Source organism: Brucella sp. NBRC 12953 (assembly GCF_040369775.1).
GTDB lineage: Bacteria > Pseudomonadota > Alphaproteobacteria > Rhizobiales > Rhizobiaceae > Brucella > Brucella pseudogrignonensis.
Map to the genome: position 1 here is coordinate 115,647 of NZ_BAABSV010000005.1, position 13,745 is coordinate 129,391.

The following is a 13,745-nucleotide window of genomic DNA, read 5'->3' on the forward strand; positions in this document are numbered from 1 at the left end:
GCATCAAAGCGTATATGGAAGCTTACAGCTCTTTATCCAAGTCTGCCCAATGCAGGAAAGGTTTCAAGCAGCCAGAACGAGAATGACTGCATTCCGCCCGTAAGGAAAAGGATGCCTGCAGCGATCAAAAGAGCGCCCATCGCTTTCTCGACCTTGCCGAGATGCACACGGAAGCGGGACAAAAACCGCATGAACGCGCCAGAGAAAAGCGCTGCGATCAAAAACGGAATGCCAAGCCCAAGCGAATAGACCGCAAGCAGTGCCGCACCCTCGCCTACAGTGCTGCTGCCGCCTGCCAAAGTGAGGATCGGGCCTAAAACCGGGCCGATACAAGGCGTCCATCCAAACGCAAAAGCCAGCCCCATGACATAAGCGCCCAATGGCGTGGCAGGCGCACTGCGCGCCTGAAAACGTGCTTCGCGTGACAGAAATGAAAAACGCAGAACACCAAGAAAGTTCAGGCCCATCAGAATGATGACGACGCCCGCCACCATTGCGATTTCCTGCTGCCACATGCGCAGGAATGCGCCGATAGAAGAAGCTCCCGCGCCAAGCGCGACGAAAACAGTGGTGAAACCGAGTACAAAGCAGATAGCCGCGAAAGCTAGCGAACGACGATGCGAAGGGGCGGCAGCAATCCGTGATTCTTTTTCGGCACGAAAATCCTCAACACTCACGCCCGCCATATAGCACAGATAAGGCGGCACAAGCGGCAGAACACAGGGCGAGAGAAACGACAGCGCACCCGCACCGGCAGCCGTCAGATAAGAAACACTAAGCACCAAAACCTCATTTTTCACATAGAACTTGGTTTTATCTGATACAGATAAATAGCTCTATTCATTTGTTTTTGATCAAAGTTAGAAGAAATTGAGCTTTCTTTCCCCACTCTGTTCAAAGCGCTTGCGGCAAAAACCATTTCGCTCAACTATACCGTCTAACTTCGACATTACTTTTAGTATTTTCAATGCGGCATCTCGCTCGAACATAAGTTCGCCCTAAATCAGGATCACTGCGCGATTTTAGATTGCTCCAACTGGACGACGCTCCTATGAGCCTAATTGATGATGATGAACCTACCGTAGTAACCAGCGGACCGAGTACGTCATTTGGCTGGCTAAGGCGATACCAACATTTTCTATTTCCTGTCGCCGGTATAGCGATCGCTCTGCTGGCAATTTATGTTCTGGAAAACCTTCTTCAGAACACGTCCCGCAAGGATACGCTTGAAGCATTTCACAGCTTTTCGTGGTCCACTATCGGCCTCGCCGTTCTCTTCACAATGCTTAGCTATGCAGCGGTAGCACTTTACGACGTGGTCGCGGTTGATACGATTGCACCCAACCAGATTCCACGCCGTATCGCGGCGGTCGCAGGCGCTGCGGGCTACGCGATCTCCAACGCAATCGGCTTCTCACTGCTCACCGGTGGCGCGCTTCGCTACCGCATCTATGCAGCCGAAGGCATAAGCCTTGCCGACATTGGTAAGATCGTTGGAACGTCGTGGTTTGCAATCTGGTTTGCACTCATCATCATGGTCGGAGCAGCATTGCTTATCGACCCACAAGATGTGCCATGGATCTCCACCATCGACTCGCGCATCGATATTGTTGCCGGCATCGTCATTCTGGGTGGCATCACATGGCTGATTTATTGGCTTTCGCACGGTCAGCGGACGCTGCGCATCGGCTCGCTTAGCCTTCGCCTGCCCAACTCAAAGGGTGCAATCACCCAGATTTTAGCGGGTCTTGTTGATGTCGGCGCAGCAGCAGCAACCCTTTACGTGCTGATGCCACAGGATGCGGTTCCAAGTTTTGCGGTTTTCGCACTGGTCTATGTGATTGCTATCGTGCTTGGCATTGCCAGCCATGCACCGGGTGGGCTCGGCGCATTTGAAGCGACAATCATTGCCGGCTTGGGCATTGGCGGAAAACCCGACGCGATCGCAGCGCTTCTCGCCTATCGTGTGATCTATACGGTCATGCCGCTCGTTGTTGCCACGATTGGTTTGCTTATCTGGGAAGCTATGCGCCGCAGGCAGATGCTTGGCCGACAAGCCAAGTTTGCCAAGCGACTTGTCGAGCCTCTCATTCCCGGCCTTTCTGCCAGTATCATTTTCCTCGGCGGCATTATCCTGCTCGTTTCAGGAGCCACGCCGGATCTGCATAACCGGACCAAAATTCTTTCAGGCATTGTGCCTGAGTTTTTTGTCGAAACATCGCATCTTGCTGCAAGTCTGATCGGCGTCGCTTTGCTTATCGTTGCGCGCGGCCTGTTTAAGCGGCTGGAGCGCGCCTGGATTGCAGCACTTGCACTGCTGCTTTTCGGTGCCGTTTTCTCACTCACCAAGGGTCTCGACTGGGAAGAGGCGACTATTCTCTGCGTCTTTGCCTTCGCCCTATGGGGCTTCCGCGATTCATTCTATCGCCGCCCGATCTCCGGCCCGTTTGAACTGAGCTGGAGCTGGATTGCATCCGTCGGCACCACTGTTATCGTTTCAACATGGCTGGGCTTCTTCGTTTATCGCCACGTCGAATATTCCAACGATCTCTGGTGGGATTTTGCCTGGAACGACAACGCACCGCGATTCCTGCGAGCAACAGTTCTCGTCTTCGCGGTGGTGGCAGCAGTCGGTCTTCATTCCATCATCAACCGGCACAGCCAGCGCAAACGCAAGCGCGATTATTCCATTCCTGACGCGGTGCCCGCGCTTGTGGCCGCTTGCCCGCATACGGACGCTGCGCTTGCCATGCTTGGCGACAAGCAATTCATGCTCGCTCCTGATGATACTGCCTTCATCATGTATGCGCAGTCTGGCGGAAGTCTTATTGCGTTAGGCGAGCCTATTGGTTCTCCCCAAAGCAGCAAAGACCTCGCATGGGCTTTCCATGGCCTTGCCGACAGAATGGCTCTGCGCACAGTCTTTTACGGCGTTGGCCCACAAAGCCTGCCGCTGTTTCTCGATATGGGGCTGGTGGCACTGAAACTCGGCGAAGTCGCTCGCGTCGACTTGACTGACTTCTCGCTTGAAGGCCCCCGTCGCCAGCCGTTCCGTTATGCCGATCGCAAGGTTGATAAGGACGGACTGACCTTTGAAGTCATTGACGTTAAAGACGTGCCTCCATTGGTGCCGCGTCTGCGTGAAATTTCGGATGCATGGCTTGATCATAAGTCCGGCAGCGAAAAAGGCTTCTCACTCGGTTACTTCGATGATGACTACATGGAGCGCTTTGATGTGGCCGTTCTGAAAAAGGATGGCGAGATCGTGGCTTTCGCCAATCTCTGGCGCGGCGCTGATAAATACGAAATCACCGTCGATCTGATGCGTTATATGCCCAATGTCCATAAGCTTTTGATGGACGCGCTTTTTGCCAAGCTGCTTATGTATAGCAAGGATCAGGGCTATAAATGGTTCAATCTGGGTGCGGCACCACTCTCTGGCCTGAACCGCAGCAGGCTCGCTTCGCGATGGAACCGCTTTGGGTCCTTCATTTATCGTCGAGGCGCAGACCTTTATCACTTTGATGGCCTCAAAGCCTTCAAAGAGAAGTTCGACCCGATCTGGACGCCGCACTATATGGTCTGTCCCGGCGGACTTGAAACACCACGTACTCTTATCGATGCCACAACCCTGATCAACGGCAACCCTCTGGAGTTCATCCGCAAATGAAGAAGCGACGCATTCTTTTGACCGTCCTTGGGCTGGCACTGATCGGTGGCGCTGGTGCCTATGCCGCACTTCATCCGGGCAAAATTGCCCGTCAGTGGGCGCAGTTCTTCAATGCAGATGAACCCGTCATTCATGCAAGCGCTGAGCGGCTTTCAAACATTCCGGTTTATATGCCCAAAAGCGATCCAGTTGGCCTTGCCATTCTCCTGAGCGATGAGAACGGTATTGGCGACAAAGAACGCAGCTATATGGATGCCATGTTGGCACGCAACATCATCGTGTTGCCTGTGGAGCTTGGCCCTTGGCGTGCGGCGCTAGACAAGGAAGATGGCGAGTGCAACTATCTCGATTCCGACTTTGAGGCGATTGCCAAGGAAGCCCTGCGCGGGCTTGATCTGGATGTCTATTTCCATCCCGTCGTAACCGGCATCGGTCAGGGCGCAACGATTGCTTACGCCGCCGCATCGGACTCGCCAGATGCAACTATCGCAGGAGCCATTTCGCTTGATCCAACGCCTGCGAAAACGCGTCTGCCTTCATGCACAGAAGCAGCAGAAGCCAATAAGGCACCGGAAGGCGGCTTTACCTATGGCTATAACGCCAACATGCCTGCCCCGACGCTGGTCATCGGTCCGACAGGCTCGCCAGTAAACAACCCGGTTGAAGCGCGTCAGAAGAAGATTGCGGTATTGCAATCCGGGCCAGATTTCCCGGCACGCATGAAGATGGCGGTCGATAACGTCGTTGCCATGGCTGATCAGGACGCAAAAAACGAAGCTCTGCCAATCGTCGACCTGCCTGCAAAGAATGGCAATGCCGATATGGTTGCTGTATTTTATTCCGGCGACGGCGGTTGGCGCGATCTCGACAAATCAATTGGCGAGTGGCTCCAAGCACATGGTGTTCATGTCATCGGTGTCGACTCTCTGCGCTATTTCTGGTCGGAACGGACACCGGAAGAAATCGCCCGGGATACAACGGCGATGATCCAGAAAGCCGATCCAACCGGCAAGCTGCCAGTCGCAGTTCTGGGCTATTCCTTTGGTGCCGATACGTTCCCCTTTGCGTGGAAATATCTCGATCCTACACTGCAGGATCGCACGAAAATGATAGGGCTCCTTGGCGTCGAAACAACCACCACATTCCAGGTTTCGATTGAAGGCTGGCTCGGTATGGATGGCGACAAAGACGTAGTTCCAGCCATCACGACAATTCCGCTTGATCGCGTTGTCTGCGTCTATGGCGAAGAGGAAGACGATACGGCCTGCACCGCGCCGGAGCTTAAAGGCGCTGACCTGATGAAGCTGTCGGGCGGGCATCACTTCGATGAAAACTATGAACCGATTGCAGCAGCACTGCTCGACAGAATGCGGGCACGCGCAGGCTTGCCGCCACGCCCTGCGAGCTAACGCTCATAAAAGGCACCGGCCAAGGCCGGTGCCTCTATAATTCAGATTTTGGCGATTGTAGCCAGTTTCCAGCGCACCAAATCTATAGCCAGAAATACCAACAGGCTTAGACCGACCATCGGCAAGGTCCATCCGATGACAGCCGCAATCAGCACGACAACGAACCTCTGCGATATGCCAAGATAGAGCCAGCTCTGGATCAGTGTCCGCGGTGTGCTGCCCGCGGGCGGACGTCGCTGCCACCAAATGCGATAACCATAGATAATTGCGCCGATCAGCGCCAAACCCAGCAAAGCCATGATGACCTGATTGGCGACGCCAAACAGGACGCCCATATGCAAATCAATCCCCCAGCGGATCAGCTTGGCGATGATCGGAAAGGTTGCAAAATCGGCCCGACTGATGACCTGCATATCACGCGGATCGATTGCAATCGTGTCGACCTGTGTTGGCCATGAACGATCATATTCACGAACTAGCCAAGCCTGATCGGCATTGCGCGGCAGTCGAATTTCCAGCATCGGCGATTCAAGGCCGGATTGTCGCGACAAAAGATTTACGGCGTCCAGCTGACCAATATAGTCAATCGTTGCAGATGCAGCATCATGATCCTGATGATCTGCATGATCGTGATGTTCAGCATGGGGATCAGCCGCGACAGCAGGCTTATCAAGTGCCACCGAAACAGATGGTGTGATCCATCCGACAGCGGCACGGAAGTCATCAATCCGACCACCAGCCAGCTGCGACCAAGTCATACCCGTTGCCGAAAGAAAGACCAGTCCGACGGCGATCCAGATTCCTATCTGTCCGTGCAGGCGACGGGTGCGTAGGTGCTTGTTCTCATTCGCCTTTGCATTGCGGCGAACATCACGTCTCCACCACCAGAGCAGAACCCCGCCAAGTGCGGCGACCCACAACCAGGAGGCAGCTAGCTCGCTATAATAGCGCCCGAAATTGCCGAGCATGAGATTGCGATGCAGATAGTCAATCGACGCGCGCAACGGCAAAATACCGCTCGTTCCATAGACGACGAGATCGCCTTTGATCGCCAGCGTGATCGGATCAACGAAAATCGCTCGACTTTCCGATTCACCCAAACCCGGCTCGCTGAACATAATACGCGAGTTCCAGCCCGGACCTGTTGATGGCCGTATAGCAAAGAGCCTTGGTTCGTCACCGATAAAATCGCGCGCAGCCTTAACTTGATCCGCCAACGGCTGCACGGTCCCCAGAGAGGACGTGCGCAACTGGTCGCGATAGATCATATCTTCGAGTTGTGGCGTCAGTACGTAAAGCGTGCCCGTAATCGCTGCAATCAGAATGAACGGGCCCACAAACAGCCCGACATAAAAGTGCAACCGTGTAATGAAAGCCTTCAAGCTTGAACTGGCAACGCGCGTTGCCTCAGCAGAACGGGACTTGGGCTTCGACAATACAGTATCTGTCATAGCTGCACCCCATATCGTGCAGCATCTGCGAATAAACGAATAGAAAACATTGGCATCTCCAGCCTATGTGAAACAGCCGGACGCCACGCGATCGCGCCTCACTTAGAATGCGCGAAAACTACGTAACGTCGGATTTGATTCATGCTTGAGCTGAAAATGCGGGCGGGCCTCTGGGAAGATGTGTTTCCGCAACATGATCCGGTGGACCAAGAACCGCAAGTCGCACGACATGGTGCGAGGGAATGAAAACGGCGTGATAGGCAAATGAAAGCGTCTGAGCCGCAAGACCTGTGCCTATGGCACACGCAGCCTGACAAAGCGTCGAGCAACAGGACCGTGCCAGATCCTTGAGTGGCGCGTCGTCGCTCGTTCCCTGACTGTTATGGATCGAGCAGATGATTGCGGTTGGACCATTGGACCATGCAACCATCGAGGCCTGAGCATAGGATGTTACGATGCCCTGAAACAGAATGACGAGCGCAATTGAGGCCACCCAAAGGGCAGCTTCAAATTTATCGCCGATAATTCTGGCTTTAAGGCTCATAATCGCTCATCTCATCCCTTGGCGGGATTGTCACTGCGACAAATGCGAGAGCCGAGCACCAGAATTTGCTCTGAGCTATTTCCTGTTCAATTGGAGAACAGGAATGTTTGGTGAAACTCCAGACAACGGTTTACCCTTGGGATTGTCAGAGCAATCAAACTGATAAAGCTGCGGCGACTTTGCAGGCGGATACCAGGGAAAATCTCCCGATGCCGGCAGTTCTGGCTTAATGCGCCAAGCAGGCCTAGTAACAGTGTTGCTCAAAGCACCTGTTCCTTCAAGCGGAACGATGTTGCAACTCACCACTCCTGCGAAAGCAGGGCTGCTAAAACCGCTCAAAATTGCAATAATTGAAATGATAAAAAGCTTTAAAGTTAAGCGCATGATCATTCTCCAAACAATCATACGCAATCTAAGTAGATTAACAGATGGCGGTATCGCAAAGCCTCGCGACCCATTGATTGGGGTAGCAACTAATATTTCGAAGGATGGTAAAGCTAAGCAAATAAACTGACGAACAAGTTTAAAATAAAAACATAAAGGTAAAACAGCTAGTCTTAATGTTTGCTAAGTCATTGAAAATGGTGAGCGCGCAGGGATTCGAACCCTGGACCTACTGATTAAAAGTCAGTAAATCTATTGTTATTTTTCAATGCTTTATAACCACCATGTGTCATTCATGTGCCAATCTATCATCACGCGAGTGTTTCCGCAATCCTGTCGAACGCGGCTTTATGATCGTCCGAAGGAAACAGATGGCCATAGCGATTCATAGTGATTGCGTAGCTCGCATGACCGGCCAATGTCTGCACCGCTTTGGGTGAAAGGCCAGCCTCAATCCAAGTCGAAATAGCGAAGTGACGAAGAGCGTGCCAGCCGATATCTTCAACCTTTGCCAGCTCGATCGTCGGCTTCCAATCGCGCTTCATAAAATTGGTATGACGTACAAAGCCGCCCTTGCTGTCAGTGAAAACGAAGTCGTCAGGCGCGCTGTGCTTCGTTTCACCCTTCCAAGCTTTTAACTGCTCAAGCATCGCCTTCCCGATTGGGACAGTGCGACGACCAGCGGATGATTTCGTTGTGTCGAATTCACCGTACGCATCCACACGCGTTTCGACCGAGACGAAGCCTTTTTTCAGATCGAGATGCACCCAACGTAGCGCCCATTGCTCAGAAGCTCGCAGGCCTGATGAAGCAGCGAACCTGATTCGTAGCGCTAATTTGTCATCAGCCTTTTTAAGGATCTTAGCGAGAGCTGCCTTTGAAGGTGGCGTTACCTTATCTCCAGCCTCATCGCGCTTGCCAATAACTCGAACACCTTTGGCGACATTGACCCCCACCTTATCCGTCTCAACGCCATGTTTCAGAATACGACTCAGCGTTCCGAGAACACGCCGTGTCGTGACAACGCCGGCTGACGCATCCCGCATTTCATTTCTGAGCTTGATAACGTCCGCCGTTGTCAGTTCCGACAGCGTTTTGGTTCCGATCCCTTTGCTGAAACCAACAGTACTTTCGTCTTTTGGATCAATCCAATTATCGATGTGCTGCTTTGTGGTGCGGAGATACGACTGAACAACGCTTTCACCGCGCTTATTACGCTTCTCCATCTCTTCATAGTAATCGCGACAGATATCAGCAACTGTCGTCTTTTGAGCTGCTTCTTTGTATGTCGCGGCACCTGTCGCACTCACAAGGTCAGAAAGACGAGCTTCGGCTTCGCGTTTCTTTGCATACTGTTCTCGATGACGCTTCCCATGCCTGTCAGTGAAATCCAACTGCCACGCTTCGTGTTTTCCGCTCGAGTTTTCCCACGAACGCTTCTTAATTTTAGCCAAAATGATCTCCTGATAATCGCGTCACATGATACCGCATGGCACACACGGCTGCAATCTAACCAGGATTATTGACATCTCACAAAAAAGAGAACATAACAAGAACATTGACGGGTGGCAATTCAACGATGGAGAGCGCCATGAATGGAGTTTCGGGAAACTACGACGCTGAGATAGATCTGGTATTAGCCTACCACAAGGGCGACGTTCGCGCGTCCATTGAAGCGCTTTTAAAAGACCGAGATTTCCTAGCGCGTGAAATTGAGCTTTCGCGCCTTGCTCTCACCCACGGCCAGCGTGGCAGTTCTTTCAAAAGGGCCGCGTGATGAAAACGTTCCAAGTTGCTCTTCCAGAAGCGTACGCACTGAAATGCGCTCGTCGTGAAGTTCACAGAGATGCCGGCCGGCTTGGCGCTCGCTTACCTCACCGCATGGCACGCAAGTCGGGTATCGACTTCTGCGTATTCAGTTTTCCATCGGAAAGGCGAATGAGCGTCTTCATGGGGCGTCACGGCGGCAAGCCATTCGGTGATGGTAATTGGGAACGAGTTGTCGTTCGGTAATCAACATGCCCAGGCCTACGTCTTATGAGAAAATTGGCGAGTTCACTTGCATCGCCGACTTGGAACCTTGGGCTGTCCTTTGCGGCCTTTGCGCTAGATGCGGTCATGTTCGAGACTTGAACATTGGTGAAATTTGCCGAAAAATTGGGCCCAATGAGTTTCTCAAAACTCAGCAATGGAAACTTAGATGCAGAGCTTGCACTGTAAAAGGGCAAAGCGAATTCGTTGTTTCTAGAGCGCCGAGGTAGATATGTCCGGCTATAAATCTGAAAGCGGTGTCGCTGGAACAAGCAGTAAAAGGTTTGAGCATTGGTGTGACGCGGACGGATGCGAAGCTTGGGGCACCTACGGATACAAAACCAAGTTTGGGCAGTTGTGGTTCTGCTACGAACACAAGCAGCAAGGCGAAGACGCGCTAGCTGGACGGAAATGAAAGGCGCCCTATCCTAATCAGATCAGGAGGAGCGCATGTGCAATCTTTACAACCTCACTACGACACATGAAGCCATGCGCCGTCTGTTTCCGAAGTTCGGAGATGTGACGAACCGCGTCGATCCGCAGTTAGATGTCTATCCAGACTACCCAGCCCCGGTCCTGCGCAACTTGGCAGATGGTGAGCACGAGCTTGCACATCTTCGTTGGGGAATGCCGACGCCACCTATGTACGTTAAGGGTGAAGCTGACAGCGGCGTGACGAACATACGTAACCTCACCTCTCCGCATTGGCGGCGGTGGCAGGGCGTGGAAAGCCGTTGCGTTGTACCTGCCACATCCTTCTCCGAATATGGGCAAGAACCCGATCCAAAGACCAAACGCAAGCCTCTGCACTGGTTCGCTCTAAACGAGGCGAAGCCGCTTTTTGCCTTTGCTGGCATCTGGACGATTTGGAAGGGCGTGCGGAAGAAAAAAGAAGGGCCGGTCGAAGTTGATATCTTTGCCTTCCTAACCACCGAACCTAACGCCGTGGTCAAACCTATTCACCCGAAAGCGATGCCGGTAATCCTACGCACGACCGAGGAGATCGACGCGTGGTTGCGTGCGCCATGGGATGAAGCGAAGGAAATGCAAAAGCCACTACCAGATGCAGACTTGATCGACCTGACGCCAAGCAATGACAATAAGGACGAACAAACTTCTCTGTTTTGACTGGATTGATAGGAGCAAACCGATCCGAGCAAATAGTCACTCAGGCACATATACCTCAACCATGATAACGGTGATTGACTCTCAATCAAAATGAGAACATTATGGGAACATCCGAAGCGGAGACGAATTAGAAAGACTCATGGCAATTAAGTTTACGAACACCCCTGTCCGCCCAGTAGAACCAAAAACAGGTAAAGCCAAAGGTTCGAAAAAAGCAGGTGGGACGTCGAACCGCGATAATTCCGACCTCGACAAAGACACCAACGGGAAGTGACCTGAATGGCTAATGCGCGACTGATCGTGGTTGCTGCCTTTGATAAGAATGATGACGGTGAGCTCGTTCCTGCATTCGATCCAATGTCGTTTGAGACCGAAGGCCGCGCAATGAAAGCGGCGACTAGCCTGGAAGGAAAGCATTCGGGGATTGTCGCTTGGAGCCGGGAAGCAGATCCAGATATTGGTGAATATGGCCCTCCAGCCATTATTTTTCAGTTTGGCGAGATCCCTGACATGGAATAACGAAACGCCTGAAACCAAAACCCCGTCAAAGCGGGGTTCATTTTTATTTAGGTATTGCATCTGTGGTATGGCCCAACAGTGCTAAAACACACTTTTCAACAAAAATTCATTTTGATAAAATCTTGCCGCGCATCGCGTCAGGAAGCTGGGTCCAAGCGCATGCGCAGCCCCGTGACGTTGGGAGACGTGCCGGGGCTTTTCATTGCAGACAGCAATCATAAAAATATGATCAATTTGCCTAGGAACCTAAGGCTCGTCCGCATGTTTCTCTTGCGCAAACACCCCTAGGAGTAATGCAATGAAGATCGTCCTGATTGCTGCCGCTGCACTCGCTATGATTTCAAGCTCTGCACTAGCGCAGGAGCCGCCTAAGCCACCGGCACCTCCATCTGCAGAAGCGCCGGGCACGCCACCACCACCTCCGCCACACAGAGGTCCGCCTCCTCCCGAAAAGTCAGCACACATTCGCGTTGAGGATAAGGGCTTCAAGGTAGATGTGAAATGCTCTGAGGATGAGTCAACGAGCGACTGTGCTGAGATCGTTTACAAGTTGCTCGATCGCGTTGGCCCACCGAAAAAGTAACCTGGTTAAGCTGACCCCGCCTCGGTAGGGTTATTTTATTTCACGGATACGAAAAACCCGCCCAGTGAATGATCTGAGCGGGTTTTTTGGGTTTTCGCTGGCGGGAGGGATCGGTACGGATTGGATCAGCCAGCCAACTTAGTAAATGCTATCAAGGTTAACGTGTGGTTAAAACAACTTAGGTTGTAATTATAGCCGTCCGATTTTTGGCGCTCAGTTCGAGCGCCTTCAATCTCTCAGCGAAGAATATGATCTTATTCAGATCGTAAAGGCGGCTGGCCGCGTCCTTCTCACCAAAACGATAGCAAGCCTTAAAGATGTTCCCGAGCGCAAAGGACATGCCTTTGTGCTCAATAAGATCATTGAGTTCGCTCGCGCCGTCGGGCAGCTCGTAATAGCTGGTAGAACCGCCGTCGGATTTGATGGGCTGTGCAGCATATACAGGGATGTTGCCGACGCGACTATTATGTCCATCCATAATCTTGCCGGTTGGTGCAATTATTCCCATCATACGTCCTCCGGCGGCGCTGGCGGCAGCATCCAATGAGTTGGTACTGGTGGCATTCCACCGTCAAAGCGCTCATCGAACCAGCCCTTTTCACCCACGGGCGCGCCATTAAGCCAATGATGGTAATTGAATGCGCAGGCGGTTATGCGCCCAAAGTTCGTCCACAGATCGACCTCAGTCCCATCTAAAGGCGCAGTTTCCATTCTCTGCCAGCTACTCATACACCCTCCCCCACCTTACGCTTTGGCTCTTCGAACTTCTCAGTCATAGGCCCGCCAGCAAGCAATCCGCGCAACGCTGAAAGCTTATCTTCAACGAGCGGCCGGAAGCGCCGTGCTGCAAAAGGCGGGTTTTCATAACCAAACTGCGGGCAAGTTCCGCGATCTACGCCCTTGAGGCGTACGCCGATGTAAGAGCCATGAATATAATGCTCAAAAGGTCCGATCCACTCTATCTCGTAAATCTGGCCTTCCTTCACCTCGAGGTATTGCTCAAAGCCAACGACTGAATCGATGCAGACCACTTTTTGCCCAACATGGAATTGGTTCATGCTGTGTCTCCTTCAATAATGGCTTCGGCAATAATGCCTCCTGCAATTCTATGTATATCCGACCACGCATCCTCATCGTCGAATACGCAGATCGCTATCGCAGCACATCGCTGCCTTTCTGCAAGGACGGCTGCTGCAATTCTCTCCTCGATGTGACGCTCAAGTTTAATCGCTGCAATATTTTCGCCCATCACGCCGCTTCTCTATTTTCAATGCTTCGGTACTCAACTGGCACATCGTGCTGCATCGCTCGATCGATACCCATCTTCATTCCGCCGCTGATACCACGATCAGCGTAAACAACGCATTTCGTTGCCACGCGATACCAGGCAAGACCGGCCTCAATGCCCAACGATCGTTCATCGGGCCGCATATCGTCAAACACTTGCGTGTGCAGCAAATGGCTGGCAATCGGCGCCTCGCCACGCCTTAGGCTGTCTAAGAGGCAATACCGTGCATATGCGGTGTTGGCTTCCACGTCGCCGCTATACGGCGTTTCGATGATGATGAGTGGTTGGCGGTTGACGTTATAAGGTTTTGGCGGGCACCTTATAACCCCTGTTCTTAACTGCCGACCTTCAACAGCTGCACGCGCAGCTTTGTCTTCTGCTTCTTCAAGCATATTCTCTCCTCGTGTTGTGGTGTTACGCCGCTTGGTGGGCGGCGTGGGGTTGGTATTGTCTGGATGCGGTTTCCAAGCCTACAGTGGACAAACAATCAGGGAGGCCGATATGCAAATATTAGATGCCAAGTACATTGGGAACTCAGCATCCATCACTGTGCAGTTCTCCGGAAAGAAAGTGGTCGTGGAATATGGCCCGATAGCTCCACCATTGGACGGAACAATGCATTCCCCTTTCATCGACAATAAGGATTTAGCCATGAAAGAAATCTTGGCACAAACCAACCAACTTGAAACTGAAATTCGAGCGGCCGTTGCAGACTATCTAGCGTCCCAAAAGGGCTGA

Annotated in this window: 17 protein-coding genes; 7 read left to right on the forward strand and 10 right to left on the reverse strand. The window is 52.4% G+C overall.

The genetic code is table 11. The features are described 5' to 3' along the window. Positions 1-32 precede the first annotated feature (32 nt). Positions 33-782, reverse strand: a complete 750-nt coding sequence (locus ABWV94_RS13435) for a cytochrome c biogenesis CcdA family protein (RefSeq protein WP_039860724.1) — start codon at positions 780-782, stop codon at positions 33-35. A gap of 269 nt (positions 783-1,051) precedes the next feature. On the opposite strand from ABWV94_RS13435, the gene mprF reads away from it, so the two are divergent. Further along, positions 1,052-3,670: a bifunctional lysylphosphatidylglycerol flippase/synthetase MprF gene (mprF, locus tag ABWV94_RS13440; RefSeq protein WP_113497870.1), complete on the forward strand. Its 2,619-nt coding sequence runs from the start codon at positions 1,052-1,054 to the stop codon at positions 3,668-3,670. Further along, complete coding sequence (locus ABWV94_RS13445; RefSeq protein ID WP_353413887.1) at positions 3,667-5,079, forward strand: virulence factor family protein; 1,413 nt, start codon at positions 3,667-3,669, stop codon at positions 5,077-5,079. The genes mprF and ABWV94_RS13445 overlap by 4 nt, the downstream gene beginning before the upstream one ends. Before the next feature lie 41 nt (positions 5,080-5,120). On the opposite strand, the gene ABWV94_RS13450 is transcribed toward ABWV94_RS13445, so the two are convergent. From ABWV94_RS13450 to ABWV94_RS13465, 4 genes are all read right to left on the reverse strand, one after another. Beyond that, positions 5,121-6,530: a PepSY-associated TM helix domain-containing protein gene (locus ABWV94_RS13450; protein ID WP_113497872.1), complete on the reverse strand. Its 1,410-nt coding sequence runs from the start codon at positions 6,528-6,530 to the stop codon at positions 5,121-5,123. 139 nt (positions 6,531-6,669) lie between these two features. Beyond that, positions 6,670-7,074 (reverse strand): hypothetical protein, encoded by a 405-nt coding sequence (locus tag ABWV94_RS13455; RefSeq protein ID WP_064321607.1) that lies wholly within the window; start codon positions 7,072-7,074, stop codon positions 6,670-6,672. A 75-nt stretch (positions 7,075-7,149) separates the two neighbouring features. Then, the gene (locus tag ABWV94_RS13460) at positions 7,150-7,458 is read right to left on the reverse strand and encodes a hypothetical protein (protein WP_162761724.1); all 309 of its coding nucleotides are present in this window, start codon (positions 7,456-7,458) and stop codon (positions 7,150-7,152) included. Positions 7,459-7,769: 311 nt separating this feature from the next. Further along, positions 7,770-8,912 carry a tyrosine-type recombinase/integrase gene (locus ABWV94_RS13465; protein ID WP_353413890.1) on the reverse strand — a complete coding sequence of 381 codons (1,143 nt, stop codon included), beginning with the start codon at positions 8,910-8,912 and terminating at the stop codon, positions 7,770-7,772. 137 nt (positions 8,913-9,049) lie between these two features. Between ABWV94_RS13465 and ABWV94_RS13470 the strand changes: the two genes are divergently transcribed. The 4 genes from ABWV94_RS13470 to ABWV94_RS13485 all read left to right on the forward strand — a co-directional run bounded on the left by ABWV94_RS13470 (position 9,050) and on the right by ABWV94_RS13485 (position 11,719). After that, complete coding sequence (locus ABWV94_RS13470; protein ID WP_007878841.1) at positions 9,050-9,235, forward strand: hypothetical protein; 186 nt, start codon at positions 9,050-9,052, stop codon at positions 9,233-9,235. Positions 9,236-9,939: 704 nt separating this feature from the next. After that, complete coding sequence (locus ABWV94_RS13475) at positions 9,940-10,617, forward strand: SOS response-associated peptidase (RefSeq protein WP_113497878.1); 678 nt, start codon at positions 9,940-9,942, stop codon at positions 10,615-10,617. A 279-nt stretch (positions 10,618-10,896) separates the two neighbouring features. Next, complete coding sequence (locus ABWV94_RS13480; protein ID WP_007878837.1) at positions 10,897-11,136, forward strand: hypothetical protein; 240 nt, start codon at positions 10,897-10,899, stop codon at positions 11,134-11,136. A 298-nt stretch (positions 11,137-11,434) separates the two neighbouring features. After that, positions 11,435-11,719 carry a hypothetical protein gene (locus ABWV94_RS13485; protein ID WP_113497880.1) on the forward strand — a complete coding sequence of 95 codons (285 nt, stop codon included), beginning with the start codon at positions 11,435-11,437 and terminating at the stop codon, positions 11,717-11,719. Between the two features lie 178 nt (positions 11,720-11,897). On the opposite strand, the gene ABWV94_RS13490 is transcribed toward ABWV94_RS13485, so the two are convergent. From ABWV94_RS13490 to ABWV94_RS13510, 5 genes are read right to left on the reverse strand one after another with little or no spacing between them, the layout of a single operon-like run. Further along, a complete protein-coding gene (locus tag ABWV94_RS13490; protein ID WP_353413893.1) occupies positions 11,898-12,230 on the reverse strand; it encodes a hypothetical protein in 333 nt (110 codons plus the stop codon). Continuing rightward, complete coding sequence (locus ABWV94_RS13495) at positions 12,227-12,448, reverse strand: hypothetical protein (protein ID WP_113497882.1); 222 nt, start codon at positions 12,446-12,448, stop codon at positions 12,227-12,229. The genes ABWV94_RS13490 and ABWV94_RS13495 overlap by 4 nt, the downstream gene beginning before the upstream one ends. Continuing rightward, complete coding sequence (locus ABWV94_RS13500; protein ID WP_113497884.1) at positions 12,445-12,777, reverse strand: hypothetical protein; 333 nt, start codon at positions 12,775-12,777, stop codon at positions 12,445-12,447. The genes ABWV94_RS13495 and ABWV94_RS13500 overlap by 4 nt, the downstream gene beginning before the upstream one ends. Beyond that, complete coding sequence (locus ABWV94_RS13505) at positions 12,774-12,968, reverse strand: hypothetical protein (protein WP_113159102.1); 195 nt, start codon at positions 12,966-12,968, stop codon at positions 12,774-12,776. The genes ABWV94_RS13500 and ABWV94_RS13505 overlap by 4 nt, the downstream gene beginning before the upstream one ends. Then, on the reverse strand, positions 12,968-13,399 hold the full coding sequence (locus tag ABWV94_RS13510) for a DUF7768 domain-containing protein (protein ID WP_113497886.1): 432 nt from the start codon (positions 13,397-13,399) through the stop codon (positions 12,968-12,970). The genes ABWV94_RS13505 and ABWV94_RS13510 overlap by 1 nt, the downstream gene beginning before the upstream one ends. Before the next feature lie 109 nt (positions 13,400-13,508). Here ABWV94_RS13510 and ABWV94_RS13515 point away from each other — a divergent pair, with 109 nt between their 5' ends. Next, complete coding sequence (locus ABWV94_RS13515) at positions 13,509-13,745, forward strand: hypothetical protein (RefSeq protein ID WP_007878805.1); 237 nt, start codon at positions 13,509-13,511, stop codon at positions 13,743-13,745.

Bases quoted from the DNA above. Each gene is read 5' to 3' on its own strand.
- ABWV94_RS13510 (WP_113497886.1), bottom strand. From the start codon at position 13,399: ATGCTTGAAGAAGCAGAAGACAAAGCTGCGCGTGCAGCTGTTGAAGGT.
- ABWV94_RS13485 (WP_113497880.1), top strand. From the start codon at position 11,435: ATGAAGATCGTCCTGATTGCTGCCGCTGCACTCGCTATGATTTCAAGC.
- ABWV94_RS13470 (WP_007878841.1), top strand. From the start codon at position 9,050: ATGAATGGAGTTTCGGGAAACTACGACGCTGAGATAGATCTGGTATTA.
- ABWV94_RS13475 (WP_113497878.1), top strand. From the start codon at position 9,940: ATGTGCAATCTTTACAACCTCACTACGACACATGAAGCCATGCGCCGT.
- mprF (WP_113497870.1), top strand. From the start codon at position 1,052: ATGAGCCTAATTGATGATGATGAACCTACCGTAGTAACCAGCGGACCG.
- ABWV94_RS13455 (WP_064321607.1), bottom strand. From the start codon at position 7,074: ATGAGCCTTAAAGCCAGAATTATCGGCGATAAATTTGAAGCTGCCCTT.
- ABWV94_RS13445 (WP_353413887.1), top strand. From the start codon at position 3,667: ATGAAGAAGCGACGCATTCTTTTGACCGTCCTTGGGCTGGCACTGATC.
- ABWV94_RS13480 (WP_007878837.1), top strand. From the start codon at position 10,897: ATGGCTAATGCGCGACTGATCGTGGTTGCTGCCTTTGATAAGAATGAT.
- ABWV94_RS13490 (WP_353413893.1), bottom strand. From the start codon at position 12,230: ATGATGGGAATAATTGCACCAACCGGCAAGATTATGGATGGACATAAT.
- ABWV94_RS13460 (WP_162761724.1), bottom strand. From the start codon at position 7,458: ATGCGCTTAACTTTAAAGCTTTTTATCATTTCAATTATTGCAATTTTG.
- ABWV94_RS13495 (WP_113497882.1), bottom strand. From the start codon at position 12,448: ATGAGTAGCTGGCAGAGAATGGAAACTGCGCCTTTAGATGGGACTGAG.
- ABWV94_RS13500 (WP_113497884.1), bottom strand. From the start codon at position 12,777: ATGAACCAATTCCATGTTGGGCAAAAAGTGGTCTGCATCGATTCAGTC.
- ABWV94_RS13505 (WP_113159102.1), bottom strand. From the start codon at position 12,968: ATGGGCGAAAATATTGCAGCGATTAAACTTGAGCGTCACATCGAGGAG.
- ABWV94_RS13515 (WP_007878805.1), top strand. From the start codon at position 13,509: ATGCAAATATTAGATGCCAAGTACATTGGGAACTCAGCATCCATCACT.
- ABWV94_RS13450 (WP_113497872.1), bottom strand. From the start codon at position 6,530: ATGACAGATACTGTATTGTCGAAGCCCAAGTCCCGTTCTGCTGAGGCA.